Source organism: Halomonas salinarum (genome assembly GCF_012062845.1).
Taxonomy (GTDB): domain Bacteria; phylum Pseudomonadota; class Gammaproteobacteria; order Pseudomonadales; family Halomonadaceae; genus Onishia; species Onishia salinarum.
This window is the reverse complement of sequence record NZ_WWNB01000002.1, coordinates 259227-279022: the sequence shown is the minus strand read 5'-3', so window position 1 is coordinate 279022 and position 19796 is coordinate 259227. Positions and strand designations below refer to the sequence as shown.

The following is a 19796-nucleotide window of genomic DNA, read 5'->3' as shown; positions in this document are numbered from 1 at the left end:
GCTTTTCCACGTTGCGGAGACCCCAAGTGAATAGAATATCCCTTCTCGGCCTTGTGCTGATGGCGCTGCTGTTCGGCTCGGCTGGCGTCGCGCATGCCCATCCTCATGGCTGGATCGATCTTGGCATGACGGTTCAATTCGACGACCGAGGCCGCGTCACGGCGCTACAGCAGCGCTGGCGAATGGATCCCTTTTACAGCCTGGTGGTGATGGAAGAGTTGGCCGCCGAGGAAAGCACCGACAGCATGGAAGAGCGTCTGGATCTTTTGGGCCTGGAAATTCGCGATAATCTGGCCACCCGTGAGTATTTCACCGAGATTGACCACGGCGGTCGCCCTGTTGCGGTGGGGGACGTCGAGGACTACAGCATCAGGCGGCAGGGTGACCGGCTGGTCTTCAGTTTCCTGCTGCCGTTGGAGAAACCGCTGGCGCTGGGTGATGCGCCGTTGCGTTATCAGGTCTTCGACCCGAGTTACTACATCGAGGTGGTGCACGAAGCCGAGGATGAGATGCCGCGGGACGATGCCCTGACGTTGCGGGGTGTGGGCGAGGCGTGTAATGCGCGGATCATCGCGGCCGACCCTGACCCGGCCAAGGTGGCGATGGCCGCGCAGCTGGATGCTGACGAGACCGCGGAGCCTGGCCTGGGACGCTTCTTTGCCGAAACCGGGGAGGTCGCATGCGAGGCATGAGCTTGCGTGCCCCGACGCGTTCGGCCCTCATGGGGATCAGCGTGCTGATGCTGCTTGTCGTCCTGGGCGTCTGGGTGGGGCAGGGCGGCGTGCAGACGCTATCGCTTGAAATCGTCAGCTGGCAGCGGGACCTGCATCGCCAGCTGACACTTGCCATCACCGCGCTGTCCGGGGCGCCGTCGCCGGCTACCTGGGCGGCGCTGCTGGGTGTGAGCTTTGGTTACGGGGTCTTTCACGCGGCCGGGCCTGGCCACGGCAAGGCCGTGCTCAGTACCTACTTGTTGTCTCAGGGCGGTGCCTGGGGGCGGGCGCTATCGCTTTCCGCGGCGGCCTCGTTACTTCAGGGAGTGGTCGCCATCCTGCTGGTCGCGGTGCTGGTGCATGGGCTTGGCTGGCTGACCCGCCAGGCAATGGGCTCGGTGGCCTGGGTCGAGCAGTTGAGTTTTCTGATGGTGACGGTGCTTGGCTTGTGGCTCTGCCTGAACGCGATACGGCGACTGTGGCGCACCAGAGTGGGCCATGAGTCGACCCACTCTTCGGCCGACCCTCACGTTCACCATGATGATGGCTGCGGCTGTGGTCATGAGCATCACCTGTCCCCTGAGCGGGTGGGTGATTGGCGCACGGCCCTTGCCACGGTCGTGGCAATCGGCATTCGCCCCTGCAGCGGTGGTGTGTTGCTGCTGGGGGCGGCTTCTCTGCTCGGGCAGTTCTGGGTCGGGGTGGCGGCCGTCATGGTGATGGCCGCCGGCACGGCGCTGGCGGTGTCCGGCCTGGCGGTGGCAAGCGTGATGGCGCGTGGCTGGGCCGAGCGGCGCCTGTCTCGTCAATCGCAGCACAGGTTGAGTCCTCGTCTCGCCTGGGCATCGCTTGTCGGCGGTTTGGTGATCAGTGCGCTTGGCGTGTCACTGATGATCACCGGCGGCACCGATCCCGGTGGCGCACTGTTGCTCGACCGTCCCGCCCGTGATGCCTCCTCGCCCTTTGGCGGATAACCCCGGTTCAGGGGATAACGCTTGAGTGCATTCAGTTGAGGCCGCTTGTCTCTAGGCAGCGCGTAATACAAGCCCGCATCGCCGTTTCCTGCGCGGTGTCATAGACAACAGCGCGGCCTTGTCCCCACACCGGTCCCGGCCAGGCCTCATCGGTTTCGTGACGCACGATCACGTGCAGATGCAGCTGAGGCACCATGTTGCCAAGCGTGGCCAGGTTGAGCTTGTCGCCAGCCTTGGCCGCCATCATCGCCTTCCCCAATATCGTGGCCTCTTTCCAGAGTTGCGCCTGATCATCCGCCGAGAGTTCATAGACCTCGCGGATGTCGGCTCGCCTGGGTATCAGTACCAGCCAGGAATAGCGGGCGTCGTTCATCAGTCGCACCTGACACAAGGGCAGGTCGGTGACATGAAGGGTGTCGGCATCCAGGCGGGGGTGCAGGGCAAAGTCGCTCATGGCTTTCTCGTCATCGAAGGGGGATAGGGCGATATCGTATCAGCGATGGGCTCAGGAAGGCGCAGGCATGTGCTCGGCTCACTTCGAGGCATTACGTCGCTGCACTTTGCCTTTGGCCACCAGCACCTGGGGGTCACCCAGGCGGCCATCACCGCGGAGCTATTGGCCGCGAAGGTGGGCGGAGAAAAGCCCGCCATGGATCTATTGGCCTATCGGGTGACCCGCTTCTCGCGATGTTGCGTGGATTAGGTTAATTGGCATTTTGCCTAGATTAGGCCGTAACCTAGTCATTAGACATCGCTCCTCACAGGGGGGGGATGTGTGCAACCCGCTTGGGGGGGCTACGCTATTAAATGGCCTTTTGAAGAATGATAATAATTAATCTGGTGCATTTCTTTTGCGCTGGGTTGTTGTGGGAGATCAATGATGAATGAAGTGACGACGCCCCAGGATGGAGCCGTGAGCGAGTTGCGCACACGTATCCGTGCCCACTATGCGGCCGATGAAGCGGCGGTGCTGAAGGGGCTGGTCGAGCGAATCAAGCTGTCGGAAGAAGAGCGTCGCCAGGTTGCCGACGTCGGCGCCAAATATGTGGACCGGGTCCGTAAGGAAACGTCACCCTCGATGATGGAGTCGTTTCTCGCCGAATACGGACTCTCGACCGAAGAGGGCGTGGGCCTGATGTGTCTGGCCGAGGCGCTGCTGCGCGTGCCCGACGCGGAAACCATCGACGATCTGATTTACGACAAGATCGAGCCGTCCGACTGGGGCGCTCACCTGGGCAAATCTTCTTCATCAATGGTCAATGCTTCGACCTGGGCGCTGATGCTGACCGGCAAGGTGCTGGACAACGATCCCAAAGGCCCGGTAAGGGCGCTGCGCAGCCTGGTGCGTCGGATGGGCGAGCCGGTGGTGCGTAACGCCGTGGGTCGGTCTATGAAGATCCTTGGTCGCCAGTTCGTGCTTGGCCAGACCATCGAGGAGGGCATGAAGAATGCCCGTGAACTCGAGAAGCAGGGCTATACCTACTCCTACGATATGCTGGGTGAAGCGGCGCGTACCGATGAAGATGCGGTGCGCTATTACGATGCGTATGCCAATGCCATCGCGGGTATTGCTAAGCAGGCCAAGGGCGATGTGCGCGGTAGCCCCGGCATCTCGGTGAAGCTCTCGGCGCTGCATCCGCGTTATGAATATACCCACCGTGAAACGGTGATGGCCGAGCTCGTACCGCGTGCCAAGAAGCTGGTCAAGCAGGCGGCGAAGGCCAATATCGGCTTCAATATTGATGCCGAGGAGCAGGACCGGCTGGACCTGTCGCTCGACGTGATTGAAGCGCTGATGTCCGATCCCAGCCTCGATGGATGGGACGGCTTCGGGGTCGTGGTGCAGGCCTACGGGCGCCGTGCCGCGCCGATGATTGAGGCCCTCTATGAGATGGCTGAGCGCTACGATCGCAAGATCATGGTGCGACTAGTCAAGGGCGCCTATTGGGATACCGAGATCAAGCTGGCTCAGGAACTGGGCGTCGATACCTTCCCGGTCTTCACCCGCAAGGTGAATACCGATGTCAGCTACATGGCCTGTGCGCAGCTGTTGCTCGATCGTCGTGATCGCATCTATCCGCAGTTTGCCACGCACAACGCGCATACCTGTGCCGCCATCGTCGCCATGGCCGGTGATGACAAGGACTCCTACGAGTTCCAGCGTCTGCACGGCATGGGCGAGTCGCTGCACCATATCGTCAAGGAGTCCGAGGGCACACATTGCCGCATCTATGCCCCGGTGGGTGCGCACCGAGACCTGCTGGCCTATCTGGTCCGCCGTCTGCTGGAGAATGGGGCGAACTCCTCCTTCGTCAACCAGGTCGTGGATGAATCGATTCCCGCCAGCGAGGTATCGAGGGACCCCCTGGCCGAGATGGAGAGCCTGGGTGAGTCCATCGCTAGTCCGTCGATTCGCCAGCCAGGTGAGCTCTTCTCGCCCGAGCGCAAGAACTCGCGTGGTTTCCGTATCAACGAACCGGCCTCCATCATGCCGCTGGTGTCTGGTCGCAAGGCGTTCGCTGACGCGACCTGGACCGCCGCGCCGATGCTGGCTGGCAACCCGGCGCCAAAGGGAGAAGCCCGCGATGCGGTATCTCCTGCCGACGCCTCGCGCGTGGTTGGCAAGGTGTATGAAGCGACCGCTGATGAGGTGGCAACGGCACTTGATGCCGCCGAGGAAGGCTTCCGCGACTGGTCGGCGCGGCCGGCGGCTGAGCGCGCCAAGGTGCTGCGTCGCACCGCTGATCTCTACGAAGAAAATTTCGCCGAGCTGACCGTCATCACCACGCGTGAAGCCGGCAAGATGATCTTTGATGGTATCGCCGAGGTGCGCGAGGCCGTCGACTTCCTTCGCTACTACGCAAACGAGTGCGAGCGGCTGGAGATAGAAGAGCCTGGCAGTGCACGGGGTATCTTTGTTTGCATCAGCCCCTGGAACTTCCCACTCGCCATCTTTACCGGCCAGATCGCGGCGGCACTGTCGGCAGGCAACGCGGTACTCGCCAAGCCCGCCGAGCAGACGCCCCTGATCGCTGCCCGTGCCGTCGAGTTGATGCGTGAGGCTGGCTTGCCGGAAGCCGCGTTGCAGCTGTTGCCGGGTGATGGCCCGACGGTTGGTGGGCCGCTGACCAGCGATTCGCGGCTCGCCGGTGTCTGCTTTACCGGTTCGACCGAAGTGGCCCAGATCATCCACAAGGCCCTGGTGCAGAACGCGGGGCCGGATGCGGTGCTGATCGCGGAGACCGGTGGTCTGAATGCCATGATCGTGGATTCGACGGCCCTGACCGAACAGGCGGTGCGCGACATCCTGATTTCATCCTTCCAGTCGGCTGGCCAGCGCTGCTCGGCGCTGCGCATGCTCTATGTGCAGGAAGAAGCGCGAGAGCGCCTGCTGACGATGCTGGATGGCGCCATGGATGCGCTGGTCGTCGGCGATCCGTGGAATATCGATACCGATGTGTCGCCGGTGATCGACGCCGATGCCAAGGCCGAGATTGGCGATTATCTGGATGCCCAGGAAAAGGCCGGCAAGGTGCTGAAGAAGTTGCCTGTCCCCAATGATGGCACCTACGTCAGCCCGGCCGTGGTCGAAGTCGGCGGCATCGAGGATCTCGAGCGTGAGATCTTCGGTCCGATCCTGCATGTGGCCACGTTCAAGGCGCGGGATATCGACAAGGTGGTCGATTCGATCAACGATCGGGGATACGGGTTGACCTTCGGTCTGCATACCCGGATCGACGATCGCGTCCAGCAGATTGTCGAGCGCATCCATGTCGGCAACGTCTACGTCAACCGCAACCAGATCGGTGCCATCGTTGGCTCCCAGCCCTTCGGGGGCGAGGGCCTCTCGGGTACCGGTCCCAAGGCTGGCGGTCCGCAGTATGTCGCGCGTTTCCGGCGCACCGCTTCCGTGGAGAGCCACGACGCGCCTAAAGGTGAGGCTCTGTCCCTTAAAAAGCTGCAGTCGGCCATCGATGGTCTGGATGCGCGCAATTGGTCGATGCGAACCAACCGGGTCGAAGTCCTGCGCAAGGCGCTATCCGGCAAGAGCGGGGTGATTCGCAAGGCGCTTGCCGAGACGGCGGCGCTGGACATGACCCCGCAGACCCTGCCGGGGCCGACGGGCGAGAGCAACCGGCTGGCAATGTATCCCAAGGGCCCGGTGCTGTGCCTTGGGCCGACCCTCGACATCGCTGTCGCTCAAGCCGTTCAGGCACTGGGCGTGGGCTGTCCAGCGGTGATTGTCGCGGCCGGTGCAGAACAGGCCATTCAACCGCTGAAAGCGGCTGGGGTGCCAGTCACTGCGTTGGAAGGCTGCATCGAGGCGAAGGCGCTCACTGAGCTCAACGGCATTGCTGCGGTGGCCGCGACCGGTGCCAGCGACTGGACGCGCGAGCTGCGACTTGCACTGGCTGAGCGTGATGGTGCCATCGTCTCGCTCGAAACCCAGACCATCTCGCCGGAGCGTTACGTGGTGGAGCGTCATCTGTGCATCGACACCACGGCGGCAGGCGGTAATGCCAGCCTGCTGGCAACGGCCGAATAGCAACCTGGGCGGGGCGCTCTCGGCAGTCGCCCTGACCCCTTCACCTTTCGTTTTTCCTTCTGAAACCTCCCGTGTAGCCAAGGGCTCGCGGGAGGTTTCTTTTTGCTTATGCAAGGATGACTATTGCGGCCGTGAACAGGCGTTGGCTTGTTGTCTCAGCGCCGTGGTCGCTGCCTGGCGCGATACGCTCCGGTAGCGATCCGTGTCATCATCCGCCATCAGCTCTCTCATATGCTTTCTCATATCGGCTGCCTGGTTGGCCTGGTGGCCCAGCATTTCTTAACGTCACAACGGAGCGTGACATGACGGTATACCCAGGCTTTCTCGATGCCTTGGCCCTGATAGCGTTTGGCGGTCTTGCGGGCTTTATCAATGTGCTCTCGGCGGGCGGGTCGATGCTGACGCTTCCCCTGTTGATGTTTCTGGGCTTGCCGCCCCAGGCGGCCAACGCGACCAACCGCGTGTCGATTGTCTTCCAGAGCATCTCGGCGGTAGGCAATTTCAGGCGTGCCGGAGCGAGTCAGGTGGGGCTCAGCTTACGGCTGGCGGTCCCGGCGGTGGCGGGCTCAATGTTTGGCGTGTGGCTGGCGCTTGTGGTCAGTGATGCGTTCTTCGAGGCGGTACTGGTCACGGTGATGGCGGCCAGTGCCCTGATGATGCTGTTGCCTCAGCCGGCACTCGAGACCCGCTCCCTGACCCGCGAGCGCCTGACGCCTGTCGTCTATCTGGCGATGTTCGCGATCGGTGTATACGGTGGCTTTATCCAGGTCGGCGTGGGGGTGTTGTTCATTGTCGTTCTCTACCGGCTATTGAAGATCGACCTGGCCCAGGTCAACGTCTTCAAGGTCTTCATCATTCTGATCTACACCCTGCCGGCGCTGGCGATGTTCGTGTATCACGACCAAGTGCGCTGGAGCTATGGTTTGCTGCTGGCGGTGGGCAGCATGAGCGGTGCCTGGTTGGCGGTAAGGGTCAACATGGGGCCGCGTGGCGCCCTCTGGGTACGCTGGCTGACGCTTGCGATGATTGCGGCGATCATCGTGCGCCTGGTGATGGGCTAACCTTGACCTTGGGGGGTCCGCCGAAAAGAGTGCTAATGTATGAGTGGACGTTTGCGGATTTGACGATGCCAACCCACGAGGACACCACCATGACACGATTGATTGCACTGACACTGCTGACCCTTTTCTGTGTGTCTCTGCTGGCCGGCTGTAACACCATGCGCGGTGCCGGTGAAGATATTCAGCAGGGTGGCCAGGCGATCGAGGACGCGGCCGATAGCTAGATCGCGCATCGATAACGGATAGCCAAGGCGATGGGTTAGAAAAGCATCATGGTTAGCGACATATAAACGGGGGCAGGCCATGGGCCTGCCCCCGTTGCGTTGTAGTCAACACAACGCAACGTGATCACCTGGATGACTGGCGAGAGGCTTTCAGGGCGTCCTTGCGCTCGGCGTGATGGCTTTCCTGCGTCTGGCGGGCTTCTTCCTCGGCTTGCTTGCGTAGCTTCTTGCGCAGCGCGGCCTGGTCGAAGCGCAGTCGCTGAAGCGGCGTTTCCAGCGGCAGCGGCGGTACCTCGGCGGGCTTGCCATCGCCATCGCCATCGACGGCGACCATGGTCAGGTAGCAGCTGTTGGTATGACGGATCAGGCGCTCCTGAATCGACTCGGCCACCACCTTGATGCCGACTTCCATCGACGAGCGGCCAACGTGGTTGACCGACGCCAGGAAGGTGACCAGCTCGCCGACATGGATCGGCTGGGAAAATTTCACCTGATCGACCGACAGGGTCACGACATAGTGACCGGAATAACGGCTGGCACAGGCGTAGGCGACCTCGTCGAGCTTCTTGAGGATAGCGCCGCCATGCACCTTGCCGCTGAAGTTGGCCATATCGGGGGTCATCAGCACGGTCATCGAAAGCTCGTGCTGGCGGGGCAGGTCGTCTTGACTCACTGAGGGCTCCAGGGGATGGAAGGGCAGAATTATCGTTACCCCTCATCATAGCGTGTTGCCCCTGGACAGAGGTAGCTAGCGAGGTAGTTAGCCCCCATGGCGATGGCCATGAGGGCATAGGCGGTACCTATTGAGCTGGCGCGTGCCTATAGATACGTCAGACCCAGCGCGATGATGGCACCGCTAATGAGCAACTGGACCAGGCAATAGCCCATGATGTCCTTGGCCTTGAGCCCCGCGATGGCAAGCACCGGCAGTGCCCAGAAGGGCTGCAGCAGGTTGGTCCACGCATCGCCCCAGGCAACCGCCATGGCAATGCGCGGCACGTCGGCACCCAGTGCCGCTGCCGCCGGCAGCATCACCGGTGCCTGTACCGCCCACTGACCGCCGCCGGAAGGCACAAAGAGATTGACCACGCCGGCGCTGATGAATGACCAGAAGGGCAGTGTTTCGGCGCTGGCAAAGGAGACAAAGGCCTCCGACAGGCTCTGAGCCAGCCCCGACTGCACCATGATCGCCATGATGCCGGCATAGAAGGGGAACTGGATGACAATGCCGGCACCGCCCTTGATGGCTTCCTGCAGGCTCGCCAACAGCCGCCGCGGCGTGCGGTGCAGCACAATGGCCAGGAACAGGAACAGGAAGTTGATGACGTTGAGGTTGAGCCCACCGCCGCGCAGCACGAAGTGATCGAGCAGGAACAGCAAGCCGGGAATGCCGACCAGCCAGGCCAGGGCGCGGCTGTTTTCCAGGTGCTCGGCCGGGCGGGTGATACGCACCCGGGGCTCCTGATCTTCCTCCAGCAGCGCGGGGTCGACATAGACGCTTTCATCCTCGCTTGGCAGCATCAGACGGTTGACCAGCGGCACACTGACCAGCAGTACAGCGACGATCGTCAGGTTGAACCAGGAGAAGATGGTTTCGGAAGTGGAAACCACGCCGATCTGCTCGACGGTGAAGTGGCCTTCCGTCGCGATGGTCAGCGGGATCGAACCGGCGAGCCCCGCATGCCAGATCAGAAAGCCCGAATAGGCACTGGCGACCAGCAGTCGGTAATCGACGCGCACCTGGCGAGCCAGTTCCTTGGCGAACAGCGCCCCTACCACCAGGCCAAAGCCCCAGTTGATCCAGCTGGCCACAAGCGATACCAGGGTGACCAGGACGATGGCGCCGCCGGCGTTCCTAGCCTTGCCGGCGAGCCCAGACAGGGCGCGTTTGACCGGCGGCGTGTTGGCGAGCATGAAGCCGGTAATCAGTACCAGCAGCATCTGCATCGAGAAGGTCAGAAGGTTCCAGAAGCCATCGCCCCAGAAACGCAGTACCTCAAGCGGCGTCTGGCGCTCTACCGCGATGGCCGCTACAGCAGCAACCAGCGTTAGCAGCAGCACGAAGATATACGGATCCGGCAGGTAACGCTCGACCAGCTTGACCGCTGGCCGCGAGATAAACTTGAGCATGATCATGGTCTTCTTGTGAGTAAAAAAAGAAGGTAAGCCGCACCAAGGTATCGGATTGGACGATGATGTGGCTATCCACCTTGGTCTCTCCCGCTGACCCAGACATGGCGCCGATAATGCAGGTAATAGGCGCCTAATGTTGCCGAGCGCACCAGCATGAAACTGCTGAAGGCGAGCCATAGCCCGTGGTTGCCGAGCGGTTGGGCCAACCACCACACCGGCAGGTAGACAGCGAGCCCGGCGAAGATACTGTTGCGCATCTCACGGGTGGCGGTGGCGCCAATGAAGACACCGTCCAACAGGTAGCTCCAGACCGCGAGCAGCGGCATCAGCACCATCCAGGGCAGGTAGCTGGCAGCCGTGTCGCGTACCTCGGGCAGATCAGTGAGCAGGGCGATCAGCGCCTCGCCGCCCAGCGCGAAGGCCAGCATGGACGCGGCGGCGATCGCCAGCGAAAAACGCCCCGCGCTGCGAACCGAGGCGGCGAACTCATCCCAGCGCGCCCGCCCCACCGCACGCCCGGTCAGCGCCTCGGCCGCATGGGCGAAGCCGTCCAGGCCATAAGAGATCAGCATGATGAACTGCAAGAGCACCGCATTGGCGGCCAACACCGTATCACCCTGGCTGGCGCCCTGGGCGGTGAAGAAGGCCATGGCGAACAGAAGCCCCAGGGTGCGCAGGAAGAGTTGAGCGTTGACCGCGAATAGCGCCTGATAGGCCTTGAGAGCGAATAGCCGCGCTCGGTCGAGGTAGCCGCCCAGGGTCACGAGTTGACGGCGCACCAGCCACAGGCCCATGACAAGCGCCGTGTAGTCGGCGATCACCGTGGCCCAGGCCACGCCATCGCTGGTCATGCCAAGGCCGACCACGAACCACAGGTCCAGGACGATATTCACGCTGTTGGTCAGTACCATCAGGATCAGGGTCACCCGAGAATTCTGCTGACCGAGAAACCAGCCGAGGATCGCATAATTGGCCAGTACCGCCGGGGCGGACAGAATGCGGATACCGGCATACTCTCTGGCCAGCTCGGTGGCCTGTGCGCTGCCATCGAGCAGTCTGAGACCCAGTTCGACCAGCGGCGTAGAGAACAGGATCAGCCCCGCGCCGATCAGCCCCGCCATCACCAATGACTGACCGAGCAGGGTGCGCACATCGGTGTCGCTTTCGCGGCCGACCGCCTGGGACGTCAGGCCGGTAGTGCCCATGCGCAGGAAGCCAAAGCCCCAGTAGAGAAAGCCAAAAAGCGTTGCCCCGAGGGTTACTGCCGCCAGATAGCGGGAGTCCGGCAGGTGGCCGACGACTGCGGTATCAACGAGCCCCAGCAGTGGCACGGTGATATTGGAGAGAATGATCGGCCAAGCCAGCGGCCAGATGCGCGGCGCTTTAGAGCGTGAAGGGGGCAAGCCGTTTCCTCGATTGAACCCATGGGCCGGCAGGATACCGCAAGCTTTCTGCTGATACAGCCCGAAACAAAACAGCCCCGCCAAGCGGGGCTGTGAATGCTTCGACGCACGTTTTTCTTAGAAGAGGTAGCCCAGACTGACCGAGGCCAGATCGATGGTGAAGTCTTCACCACTATCGCTGAGGTCGTAGCGCTCGTACTCACCTCGGATCATCACCCGGTCGATGACATATTCGGCGCCTACACCGTAGAAAGGGTCGGTACCATCTTCTCCAAGCGAGAAGTCAGAGCTAGTTGTCGACTCTGAATAGTCGATATCTCCATCCCAAGCGAACATGCCTACCTTGGCATGAATGCTGAAACCGCTCTGGATGGGCAGTCTGCCTACTAGCCCAATGCCGAAGCCGTCGGCGCTAGCCTTAAGCGACTCAGTTCCAGCGTTAGCTTCGAATTCCCCAAAGTCTACGAAGCTGGCTTCTAGCGCAAAGTTGGCATTGAAGTCGTATCCCGCAAATAGTTTATAAGCCGTATCGCTATCGTCGGTATTCGCACCAAGACTATCTAGAAGGTCCAGGGAATCATTATCCAACACGGCATTACCAACGCCGGCGCCGAGGTAGAGGCCGGCGTGCGGATCGTACTGGTAGCCCTGGGCCAGGGCGGGGGTGCTGACGAGCAGCGCCAGGGTGGAAATCACAGCGGTTGTGGCAAGACGGTTCATCGGGCTCTCCATCGCGTGTATGACTGGGGTAGCCCATCCATCTGGGTACCCTTCAGCTGTTTTTTGTAACCATGGGTTACGAAAAATAACATAGGCGAGGTGCGAGCGTAGTGCCACAGCATGAGAGGTTTTTTTTCAGTTGGTGGTCCAGGGACGAGGAGAGGCGCCATGTTCAGGAAGGGGATGGCGAGCCAGTACGATGCCTTTCGCGGGTATCGACACGGTTAGCCATCCTCGACGCTGCTTGGGCTGTCGCCTCAGGCACCGCCGCGGCGCATTTTACCCAGATCGATACACAAACGCCCCGCAAGGCGGGGCGAATGGGGTTGTTGCAGGCGCATCGGCGAGCCTTGAGGCATCCGCTCGGAGAAAATCAGGCGGCAGTGATGGCGTGATACTTGTCCATCAGTTGGTCGCGGGTTTCCTCGCGCTCCGGGTCCAGGGGGATGCAGTCGACCGGGCAGACCTGCTGACACTGTGGCTCATCGAAGTGGCCGACGCATTCGGTGCACAGGGCGGGGTCGATGACGTAGATTTCTTCCCCCGGCGAGATAGCGCCGTTGGGGCATTCGGGTTCGCAGACGTCGCAATTGATGCACTCGTCGGTGATCATCAGGGACATAGGGTTACTCCAGGAAAGGGGCTGCTCGATCAGGAGCACGGGCCGGCTAATATCCGAGTAAAATACTCAGACATTATAACGAGCATTCAAGGCGTCGACGACCCTTGGATGAACCAGCTTGGAGATATCTCCACCGAGCTTGGCGACCTCGCGGACCATGGTCGAGGAAATATAGGAGTTCTCGAGCGCCGGGGTCAGGAAGACGCTCTCTACATCCGGCGACATGGCGCGGTTCATGTTGGCAAGCTGCAGCTCGTACTCGAAGTCCGAGACGGCGCGCAGCCCGCGCAGGATGATACGCGCCTGTTGATCGGCCAGGAACTCGGTCAGAAGCCCGGAGAAGCCCGTGACCTCGACATTGGGCAGCTTTGATACCACTTCCTGTGCCAGCGCCACCCGGGTATCCAGATCCAGCGCCGGTTGCTTACCTGGGCTTGCGGCGATGGCAATGATCACCTTGTCGAACATCCTGGCACCGCGTTCGATCAGGTCGAAGTGACCGTTGGTGATGGGGTCAAAGGTGCCGGGATAGACCACGATGTTCATAACGCGCCTACTTGTCGTCCGAATGGGCGTTGCCGTCGAGAGAACCGAAGGGGTTGTCGACGGAAAGCGAGACCGGCTGAGCATAGCCGGGGATGCCGATGTGATCGGCTTCCACCGAGAGTTCGGGGCCTTCCAGCACGCCTTGCCCGAAGCGATAGAGCGCCTGGAATTTCCCCCGCTCAGCGTCTGCCTCGTAGCGCTGTGAGCTCTCGAGGATGGCAGTGCGGCGGTCTTTCCAGGCATCGACCGCGGCTTGGCCGTGGCGCTGGACCAGCAGCCGCTCGGTGGCCTTTGGTGACAGCACCAGGCCTGTCGCGTTGTTGCCGCCGAAGCCCTTGGCATTGATGAAGGCGGCATCGGCGTCAAAGGCCTGCGGTTCGGCGAAGAATTTCAGCCGCTCAGCGTGAACATCATCGGCCACGGCATCAAGTGTCGGAATGCCGGGTAGCCAGCCGTGGGCGAAACTGCCAAGAGCACTTGCCATCTGATCACCGGCGGCGCTGCCCTGCGAGTGGCCGACGTAGGCCTTGACCGCGACCACCGGCCAGGAGGTGATGCCGTTGGCGGCAGCCACCTGGTCAAAGACATGCGACTCGGTAATGCGATTCTTCGGGGTGCTGGTGCCATGCGCATGCAGGAAGGTGCGGTTGCGCAGGGCGTCCTCACCGAGGATATTTCTCGCCAGGCTGACGGCCTTGCCAAGGGTGATGTAGTTGCCGATGCCGGGTGCCGAAATCGAGCGTTTCCAGCCATCGGCGTTGACGAAGACGCCCGGCACACTGCCCAGTACCTGAGCGCCGGTTTCCATGGCCAGGCTGTCATCCATCAGCAGCACGAACTGGCTGGCTTCCGCGATGGTGAAGCCGCAGTTGCGGGCGAAGGGCCGGCAGGCGCGCTGGTAGTCGGCATCGGTGAGCAGGGTCAGCGCATCCAGTGCCTTGAGACTGTCATCGTCAGCAAGCGCTCCCATGGTGCGGAACCCCTCGATGACCTCGGGCGTGATCGGCGCATCGGAGGTACCGACCATGACGACCCGGCGGCGGCCACTGGCGATTTCCTCGACACCCTGGCGCAGATTGTAAAGGAAGGTCGCGCAGGCGCCCTGAATGGCGCCGGTGGCGCCGACGCTGCCGAGCACATAGGCGTTGAGGAAGTCGGCCGGCATCTGGCCATAGCCGAGCGGCATCTGCTTGGAGGTGGCGCGATTGCCCGAGACATAGCTCTTCAGCAGGCCACCCCAGCCGGCATCGTCTAGCTGGCCGATGGAATTACCGGCATAGACGGCGATCGCATCCGGGTCGAGCCGGTCGCGCAGGGTTTCCCAATCGAGGCCACTCTGGCCAAGACAGTCTGAGGCACCGAAGACCGCCATCGACAGGCCGCGAGGATGGTGGACGCTGCGATACAGGCTGTTCGGCTCGAACCCGCTGGGCAGCTGGCCGGCGGCGCGTACCTGGGCGCTGCGGCGCTCAGGGAGCATGACGTCGAATTGGCCAGGCGGTACGGTCACTTCGACGTGGCGACGATCAAGATCGCGCACCTGCCAGGTATCGGGCAGTTGATCGGGCAGTTGACGTCGACGTATCTGGAAGGTGAGCGGCGCGTCGATGGTCAACTGGGCCTGGCGGTTGGCCGGGATGCCATCGGCCCCGAAATCCGGGTCTTCGATACGACGAATCAGGGTGTGATCGAGGATCTGTTGCTGGTAGCGGGCGACAATCTCATCGGCCAGAAGCGGTTGGCCGCTGGCGTCTTTCCAGGCAGCACTGCCGTCGGTATCTACCAGACGCATCATTGCTGCCAGACCGATCAGGGTGCTGGCCTGGGTGTCTGCGTCGAGGGCCGAGAGGACCGTGCGCCGAAACGCCTGATGGCCCGAGGTTCTGCCGGCAGCATTCACTCCCCCCATGCCGACGATCACCGGTAACTGTGACAAGCCGCTTACCTCATTGTGCTGGTGGCGCCTGGGCGCTGATGTTTCCTTCATTTAACGCTCATAATATCACCGTGGCTGCTACCCCGTCATGCGGCCCTCGCCCTGCAGGTGCTGGTTTTCATATTCTGGCAACGAACATGTGTTTGAATCTGCGCCCGGTCGGCCGGCCCTGATAGAATGGGCCTTCTTTTCCTTACCCGGCTGCCGGATGCCCATGCACGACAACTCCCGAGCTATCGTTACCAATCAGTCTGGACCCCATCAGGATCTTGCCCGTCGCGTCGCTCGCTCCCTTGAGCACCCACTGAAGAAGCCGGTCGCCGACCACACCCGCCGTGCCTTTGCAGAGGCTGAGGCATGGCGGTTGGCGAGAGGTCAACCGCTGATTCTTGATGCGGGCTGCGGCGTTGGACTCTCGACACGTCATCTGGCCAATCAGTTCCCTGATCATGCCGTCATAGGCATCGACCGCAGCGCTGATCGCCTGTCCCGTGAGCATGGCGAACTGCCGGGCAATGCCCTGCTGGTGCGCGCCGATCTGGTGGACTTCTGGCGTCTGGCGTTGGCGTCGGGCTGGCAGCCGGCGCGTCATTATCTGCTTTATCCGAATCCTTACCCCAAGGCGTCTCTCCTCAAGATGCGCTGGCATGGCCATCCGGTGTTTCCGGCCATTCTGGCTCTCGGCGGGCGGCTTGAGCTGCGCTCCAACTGGCGACTCTATGTCGAGGAGTTTGCGCTGGCCACCGAGCAGGCCATCGGCAAACCGGTGCAGGTCGAGGCCCATTGGCCGAATGACGACTTTTTGACGCCCTTCGAGCGCAAGTACCACGGCAGTGGTCAGTCACTGTGGCGGCTGGCGGTCGACTTACCATCGGCGCCTGACCTGTTGCCCGTGCCCTGACGCCTCGGTGGCCTCAGCGCTCTCCGCGGCCGTGGAAGCCCTTGCCAAGCGATCGGCGTAGCCAGTGGGCCACCGGGCCTTGAGCGCTATCGCGGCGGGCGATCATCTCTACCTCAATGCGCGGCGCTACGCCGAGGGCGTCACCGCTCAGTATGCTCAGGTGATCGCGAAAAGGCGGGTAGTTGGCGATATGCTGCGGCACCAGTGCCCATCCCAGGCCTCGCGTGGCCAGTTCAGCCATCGAGTAGAAACTGTTCAGCCGCCAGAAACGGGCACTGGTGACATCTCCCATTGCGCTTCCGGTGCGTGAGGCGATCACCAGCTGGCGATGGCTCGCCAGATCGGTAAGGTTCGCATCGGGCAGGCTGGCCAGCGGATGATCCCGGGAGACGACGACCAGCTGCTCCAGGTGGGCGATGCGCTGTCCTTCTAATAGCGGTCCGCGGGCCTGCTGGCTTAGCAGGATACCGATATCGGCGGTGCGATCCTCGACCCAGCCCGCAATGTCCCCCTGGGCGCCATAGAGCAGTGTCAGCTGCAGCGCCGGGTAGCGATGCGCCAGGGCTTCCAGGGTGGCATCGACCGGCGGCATTTCGACCAGCGCCTCGTCGATGGCCATGACCAGTCGTGCCTCCTCGCCCTCGGCGATGGCTCGTGCCCGGGCATCCAGCCGCTGGCATTGATGCAGCACCGCGCGTGCCTCGTGGAGCAGCGCGTCTCCGGCCGGCGTCAGCTGCGGCAGCCGGCCCTGGCGGTCGAAGAGCGAGCAGCCCAGATCGTCTTCCAGGTGACCGATGGCGGTGCTGATCGCTGATTGGGCACGCCCCAGCCGTCGCGCTGCGGCGGAAAACGAGCCCTGCTCGGCGGCGGCGATCAGGCATTCCAGCTGGTCCAGGGTCCAGCGCATTGATGTCTCCTGTGAGGCTCGTCAAAGGCCGAGCGATTTTCTGACCTATCAGAATATCAGATGGAACCTAACTGGATGCTATCTCTCTAGCGGCTAGAATAGCCGCCACTATCAGGTCAATGGCCTGCCCGTGGACCGTTTCGTTGTCTGGAAGGTGGGAAAAGCCCATGGAGAGGAATACATGCGCTCGATAAAGGAACGGCTTATGCACAGCGCCCTTTTCGAGGCCGGCGGTCTGCTCATGGTCACGCCGCTTGCCAACCTGCTCAGCGGTCATGGCATGGGCAAGTTGGGTGTCTTGGGGGTTGCCCTTGCCACCCTGGCCATGGGCTGGAACCTGATCTGGAATCGGCTCTTCGATCATTGGGTGCCAAGCCGGCGGCGCAGCTTTGTTCAGCGCCTCGCCCAGGCGCTGGGTTTCGAGACGGGCCTTGTCGTGCTGAGTCTGCCCTGGGTGGCCTGGTGGCTCGATATCGGCCTGCTTGAGGCCCTGTGGCTCGATATCGGCTTTGTCCTCTTCTTCCTGGTCTATGGCCTGATCTTCAATACATTATTTGACCGTGTGATGCGCCGTCGACTGGCGCAGGGAGGTAACTCATGACCTATGTGTTCCTGGCGTTGGCGATCATCGCCGAAGTGGTGGCGACCAGCGCTCTCAAGGCATCCGATGAGTTTTCCCGGCTGTGGCCGAGTGTGTTGGTGGTGGTCTGTTACGGGCTCGCCTTCTACCTGCTGTCTCTTGTGCTGCGTACCTTGCCGGTGGGGATTGCCTATGCCTTCTGGGCAGGCCTTGGCATCGTACTGGTGACCCTGATCGGTATCGTGGTCTATGGGGAGCGTCCGGATATGCCGGCGATCCTTGGGCTTGGCATGATCGTTGGCGGCGTGGTGGTGATTCAGGTATTTTCCAGCGTGGCTTCTCATTAAGGCTAAGCCTAATCCCTTGCCTGGGTGTGGTTTTTGGGCTGATCGAGTCCCACTTCTGTCTCCTCCTGAGGCGTGTCGTCGCCTCTTCTGCTACCGGACTTCCCCATGTCTCGTCTGTTGCTGCGTTCGTTGCTGGCTGTGCTGTTGTGCTGTGTCTGGATATCGCCGATGGCATCGGCGGCGGGCTTCGAGCGCCTGTCTGCCCTTGAGGAGCAGGGCTTTCTGATCGGTGCCGAGGCGCGAATGCTGGACAGTGGCGAAGTGCTTGGCGAGATTGCTCCCGACCGCGAGCTGTCGCCGGCATCGGTCAGCAAGCTCTATATGGCCGCGGCGGCACTCGATCGCTGGGGGCCACAGCATCGCTTTACTACCCGGCTGGTGACGACGGGACAGTTGACCGCCGACGGTGTGGTAAGCGGTGATCTGATCTTTATGGGCGATGGTGATCCGGCGCTGGTGTCTGAGGATCTCTGGCGGTTGGTGCAGCAGCTTCGCCAGCAGGGGGTGACCCGCATCGACGGTGAGCTCAAGATCAATCAGTGGCGCTATGGGCCTGTGCAGTGCATCACCACTGACCGCTGCGAGGCCCGCCATCGTGGCACCAATGCCTATAGTGCGCTCCTGTCGGTGGCAGGCGTCGATTACGGCAGCTGGTGTCTGGCGGTGCGGCCCGGTCCTTCATTGGGCAAGCCTGCGCGGGTGGCCAGCTGTTCGAGCGGCGTGCTGCTGACGCGTCTCGATAACCAGGTACAGACGGCGCGTGCCGATGGCCGTACCCGACTCGATGCCGAGCGCTTCACCGACGGTCAGGGCGATCGCATGGTACTCAAGGGCACCATCGCCATGGGAGACGGGCCGCGCTATGTCTATCGTGCCAGCTCTGATCCTGCCGAGCAGACCGCAAGCACCCTGGCCTCGCTGCTCGAGCAGGCGGGCATCGCCGTGACCGGTGGCGCCCGGGTGGTCCGCACTCAGCCCTCTCCTGCAAGCACCGAGCTTGCCGCGGTCCAGGGTAAGCCGTTGCAGGAGCTTCTCCAGCGTACCCTCAACTACTCCAACAATTTCATGGCCGATGTGCTGGCGCTTGACCTGGTCGGCACGCCACGCGCGACCCTGCCCCAGGCCGGCGACACGCTTGAGGCCTTTGCCCGGACGATTCCCGGCCACGGCCCCCTGACGCTTGAAAGCGGTAGTGGCCTGACCACCGGCAATCGCACCACGGCGCGAGGCGTCACGGCACTGCTCGAGCACATGTACCAGCGTTCGGCGCTGTTCCCGAGCTTCATTGCCGGCCTGCAGTCGCCCGCCAATGGCACCATGCGTTTCCTGCGACGCGGCAGTGACACCTTTCAGGAGCACGTGATGCTCAAGACCGGCACCCTCAATCAGCCCTTTTTGGTGCGGGCGACCGGTGGTTATTTCCGCACCCAGAACGGGCGTTGGGGCGTGTTCTCGGTACTGGTCAATGGTACCGCCAGCACGCCTTACCTGGCCTGGCGCCAAGTGCTCGAACCGCTGGCCGATGATCTTGAGACGATGATTCTCAACCACTGAGGCAAGGCGCCCTGTGTAATGCCCCTTTGCACCCGTCACGTCATCACAAGATGCACGACGAACCTTCATATGCGTCTGCTAGACTCGGCGATCCTTGGCCTGGATCCTTCAAGGACGATGGCCGCCTTTGACCACCGATCAGCAGGACAGACTCCATGAAGCCTGGGCATACCGGCTGGCGCCACTTGAACCACTCTGCTCGCTATTCCATCAAGGGGCTGCGCGCCGCTTTTCGCAACGAGACGGCCTTTCGCCAGGAATTGGGGCTGTGTCTGGTGCTGGTGCCGCTGGCGCTGTGGCTGGGGCAAACCCCCGTCGAATGGATCCTGCTGATCGGTAGCTGTTTGCTGGTGCTGATTGTCGAGCTTGTCAATTCGGCCATCGAAAGCGTGGTCGACCGCATCGGTCTGGAGCGCCATGAGTTGTCTGGCCGAGCCAAGGACATTGGCTCGGCGGCGGTGATGATGGCGTTGATCATCGCTGGGCTGACCTGGGGGCTGTTGATCTGGCAGCGCTTCTTCGGCTAGCACCTGCAACGAGCGCGTAACCGCTCGCTGGGCGAAGGAATAAACCTGTCGCAGACAGCGGGGGGGCGGCTTCGCTATGCTTGAGAAAATGACAAGGAGACG

The 19796-nt window shown here is 62.1% G+C and carries 20 protein-coding genes; 11 read left to right on the top strand and 9 right to left on the bottom strand.

The features are described 5' to 3' along the window. Nucleotides 1-26 precede the first annotated feature (26 nt). Nucleotides 27-692 carry a DUF1007 family protein gene (locus HF027_RS02805; protein WP_245184459.1) on the top strand — a complete coding sequence of 222 codons (666 nt, stop codon included), beginning with the start codon at nt 27-29 and terminating at the stop codon, nt 690-692. Then, nucleotides 680-1687: a nickel/cobalt transporter gene (locus HF027_RS02800; protein WP_245184458.1), complete on the top strand. Its 1008-nt coding sequence runs from the start codon at nt 680-682 to the stop codon at nt 1685-1687. Before HF027_RS02805 ends, HF027_RS02800 begins: the two co-directional genes overlap by 13 nt. A gap of 31 nt (nt 1688-1718) precedes the next feature. Here the strand turns inward: HF027_RS02800 and HF027_RS02795 are convergent, their stop codons facing one another. Further along, a complete protein-coding gene (locus tag HF027_RS02795) occupies nt 1719-2141 on the bottom strand; it encodes an HIT domain-containing protein (protein WP_168012647.1) in 423 nt (140 codons plus the stop codon). A gap of 69 nt (nt 2142-2210) precedes the next feature. On the opposite strand from HF027_RS02795, the gene HF027_RS02790 reads away from it, so the two are divergent. The 4 genes from HF027_RS02790 (at nt 2211) to HF027_RS02775 (ending at nt 7518) form a co-directional block, all read left to right on the top strand. Then, nucleotides 2211-2390, top strand: coding sequence for an FAD-binding oxidoreductase (locus HF027_RS02790; protein WP_168012645.1), 180 nt, complete (start codon nt 2211-2213; stop codon nt 2388-2390). 177 nt (nt 2391-2567) lie between these two features. Further along, the gene (gene putA, locus HF027_RS02785) at nt 2568-6233 is read left to right on the top strand and encodes a bifunctional proline dehydrogenase/L-glutamate gamma-semialdehyde dehydrogenase PutA (protein WP_168012643.1); all 3666 of its coding nucleotides are present in this window, start codon (nt 2568-2570) and stop codon (nt 6231-6233) included. Between the two features lie 302 nt (nt 6234-6535). Continuing rightward, a complete protein-coding gene (locus HF027_RS02780) occupies nt 6536-7294 on the top strand; it encodes a sulfite exporter TauE/SafE family protein (protein ID WP_168012641.1) in 759 nt (252 codons plus the stop codon). A gap of 89 nt (nt 7295-7383) precedes the next feature. Then, nucleotides 7384-7518 carry an entericidin A/B family lipoprotein gene (locus HF027_RS02775; protein ID WP_168012639.1) on the top strand — a complete coding sequence of 45 codons (135 nt, stop codon included), beginning with the start codon at nt 7384-7386 and terminating at the stop codon, nt 7516-7518. Nucleotides 7519-7642: 124 nt separating this feature from the next. On the opposite strand, the gene HF027_RS02770 is transcribed toward HF027_RS02775, so the two are convergent. The 7 genes from HF027_RS02770 to HF027_RS02740 form a co-directional block, all read right to left on the bottom strand. Beyond that, the gene (locus tag HF027_RS02770) at nt 7643-8152 is read right to left on the bottom strand and encodes an acyl-CoA thioesterase (RefSeq protein ID WP_168012785.1); all 510 of its coding nucleotides are present in this window, start codon (nt 8150-8152) and stop codon (nt 7643-7645) included. Nucleotides 8153-8337: 185 nt separating this feature from the next. Then, the gene (locus HF027_RS02765) at nt 8338-9648 is read right to left on the bottom strand and encodes a short-chain fatty acid transporter (RefSeq protein ID WP_168012637.1); all 1311 of its coding nucleotides are present in this window, start codon (nt 9646-9648) and stop codon (nt 8338-8340) included. A gap of 71 nt (nt 9649-9719) precedes the next feature. After that, complete coding sequence (locus tag HF027_RS02760) at nt 9720-11054, bottom strand: MATE family efflux transporter (protein WP_168012635.1); 1335 nt, start codon at nt 11052-11054, stop codon at nt 9720-9722. Between the two features lie 117 nt (nt 11055-11171). After that, nucleotides 11172-11774 (bottom strand): porin family protein, encoded by a 603-nt coding sequence (locus HF027_RS02755; protein ID WP_168012633.1) that lies wholly within the window; start codon nt 11772-11774, stop codon nt 11172-11174. 373 nt (nt 11775-12147) lie between these two features. Next, entirely contained in the window at nt 12148-12396 is a 249-nt protein-coding gene (locus HF027_RS02750) for a YfhL family 4Fe-4S dicluster ferredoxin (RefSeq protein WP_136254140.1), read from the bottom strand. Nucleotides 12397-12462: 66 nt separating this feature from the next. Continuing rightward, nucleotides 12463-12942 (bottom strand): pantetheine-phosphate adenylyltransferase, encoded by a 480-nt coding sequence (gene coaD / locus HF027_RS02745; RefSeq protein WP_168012631.1) that lies wholly within the window; start codon nt 12940-12942, stop codon nt 12463-12465. A 7-nt stretch (nt 12943-12949) separates the two neighbouring features. Next, nucleotides 12950-14851 (bottom strand): beta-ketoacyl synthase, encoded by a 1902-nt coding sequence (locus tag HF027_RS02740; protein WP_168012783.1) that lies wholly within the window; start codon nt 14849-14851, stop codon nt 12950-12952. A 241-nt stretch (nt 14852-15092) separates the two neighbouring features. Here HF027_RS02740 and trmB point away from each other — a divergent pair, with 241 nt between their 5' ends. Further along, nucleotides 15093-15779: a tRNA (guanine(46)-N(7))-methyltransferase TrmB gene (trmB, locus tag HF027_RS02735; RefSeq protein ID WP_168012629.1), complete on the top strand. Its 687-nt coding sequence runs from the start codon at nt 15093-15095 to the stop codon at nt 15777-15779. Between the two features lie 13 nt (nt 15780-15792). Here trmB and HF027_RS02730 read toward each other — a convergent pair whose 3' ends face one another. Beyond that, nucleotides 15793-16686, bottom strand: coding sequence for a LysR family transcriptional regulator (locus HF027_RS02730; RefSeq protein ID WP_168012627.1), 894 nt, complete (start codon nt 16684-16686; stop codon nt 15793-15795). 181 nt (nt 16687-16867) lie between these two features. On the opposite strand from HF027_RS02730, the gene HF027_RS02725 reads away from it, so the two are divergent. The 4 genes from HF027_RS02725 to HF027_RS02710 all read left to right on the top strand — a co-directional run bounded on the left by HF027_RS02725 (nt 16868) and on the right by HF027_RS02710 (nt 19694). Continuing rightward, on the top strand, nt 16868-17287 hold the full coding sequence (locus HF027_RS02725; RefSeq protein WP_168012625.1) for a PACE efflux transporter: 420 nt from the start codon (nt 16868-16870) through the stop codon (nt 17285-17287). Then, a complete protein-coding gene (locus tag HF027_RS02720; protein WP_168012623.1) occupies nt 17284-17613 on the top strand; it encodes a DMT family transporter in 330 nt (109 codons plus the stop codon). Before HF027_RS02725 ends, HF027_RS02720 begins: the two co-directional genes overlap by 4 nt. Before the next feature lie 105 nt (nt 17614-17718). Continuing rightward, entirely contained in the window at nt 17719-19167 is a 1449-nt protein-coding gene (dacB, locus tag HF027_RS02715) for a D-alanyl-D-alanine carboxypeptidase/D-alanyl-D-alanine endopeptidase (RefSeq protein ID WP_168012621.1), read from the top strand. Nucleotides 19168-19322: 155 nt separating this feature from the next. Further along, nucleotides 19323-19694 carry a diacylglycerol kinase gene (locus HF027_RS02710; RefSeq protein ID WP_168012619.1) on the top strand — a complete coding sequence of 124 codons (372 nt, stop codon included), beginning with the start codon at nt 19323-19325 and terminating at the stop codon, nt 19692-19694. Nucleotides 19695-19796: the final 102 nt, after the last annotated feature.

What these genes read in the sequence shown, in the direction of transcription:
- HF027_RS02780 (WP_168012641.1), top strand. Translation starts at nt 6,536, where the DNA reads ATGACGGTATACCCAGGCTTTCTCGATGCCTTGGCCCTGATAGCGTTT.
- HF027_RS02710 (WP_168012619.1), top strand. Translation starts at nt 19,323, where the DNA reads ATGAAGCCTGGGCATACCGGCTGGCGCCACTTGAACCACTCTGCTCGC.
- HF027_RS02765 (WP_168012637.1), bottom strand. Translation starts at nt 9,648, where the DNA reads ATGCTCAAGTTTATCTCGCGGCCAGCGGTCAAGCTGGTCGAGCGTTAC.
- HF027_RS02775 (WP_168012639.1), top strand. Translation starts at nt 7,384, where the DNA reads ATGACACGATTGATTGCACTGACACTGCTGACCCTTTTCTGTGTGTCT.
- trmB (WP_168012629.1), top strand. Translation starts at nt 15,093, where the DNA reads ATGCACGACAACTCCCGAGCTATCGTTACCAATCAGTCTGGACCCCAT.
- HF027_RS02730 (WP_168012627.1), bottom strand. Translation starts at nt 16,686, where the DNA reads ATGCGCTGGACCCTGGACCAGCTGGAATGCCTGATCGCCGCCGCCGAG.
- HF027_RS02720 (WP_168012623.1), top strand. Translation starts at nt 17,284, where the DNA reads ATGACCTATGTGTTCCTGGCGTTGGCGATCATCGCCGAAGTGGTGGCG.
- putA (WP_168012643.1), top strand. Translation starts at nt 2,568, where the DNA reads ATGAATGAAGTGACGACGCCCCAGGATGGAGCCGTGAGCGAGTTGCGC.
- HF027_RS02795 (WP_168012647.1), bottom strand. Translation starts at nt 2,141, where the DNA reads ATGAGCGACTTTGCCCTGCACCCCCGCCTGGATGCCGACACCCTTCAT.
- coaD (WP_168012631.1), bottom strand. Translation starts at nt 12,942, where the DNA reads ATGAACATCGTGGTCTATCCCGGCACCTTTGACCCCATCACCAACGGT.
- HF027_RS02750 (WP_136254140.1), bottom strand. Translation starts at nt 12,396, where the DNA reads ATGTCCCTGATGATCACCGACGAGTGCATCAATTGCGACGTCTGCGAA.
- HF027_RS02740 (WP_168012783.1), bottom strand. Translation starts at nt 14,851, where the DNA reads ATGGGGGGAGTGAATGCTGCCGGCAGAACCTCGGGCCATCAGGCGTTT.
- HF027_RS02800 (WP_245184458.1), top strand. Translation starts at nt 680, where the DNA reads ATGCGAGGCATGAGCTTGCGTGCCCCGACGCGTTCGGCCCTCATGGGG.
- dacB (WP_168012621.1), top strand. Translation starts at nt 17,719, where the DNA reads ATGTCTCGTCTGTTGCTGCGTTCGTTGCTGGCTGTGCTGTTGTGCTGT.
- HF027_RS02725 (WP_168012625.1), top strand. Translation starts at nt 16,868, where the DNA reads ATGCGCTCGATAAAGGAACGGCTTATGCACAGCGCCCTTTTCGAGGCC.
- HF027_RS02755 (WP_168012633.1), bottom strand. Translation starts at nt 11,774, where the DNA reads ATGAACCGTCTTGCCACAACCGCTGTGATTTCCACCCTGGCGCTGCTC.
- HF027_RS02770 (WP_168012785.1), bottom strand. Translation starts at nt 8,152, where the DNA reads ATGACCGTGCTGATGACCCCCGATATGGCCAACTTCAGCGGCAAGGTG.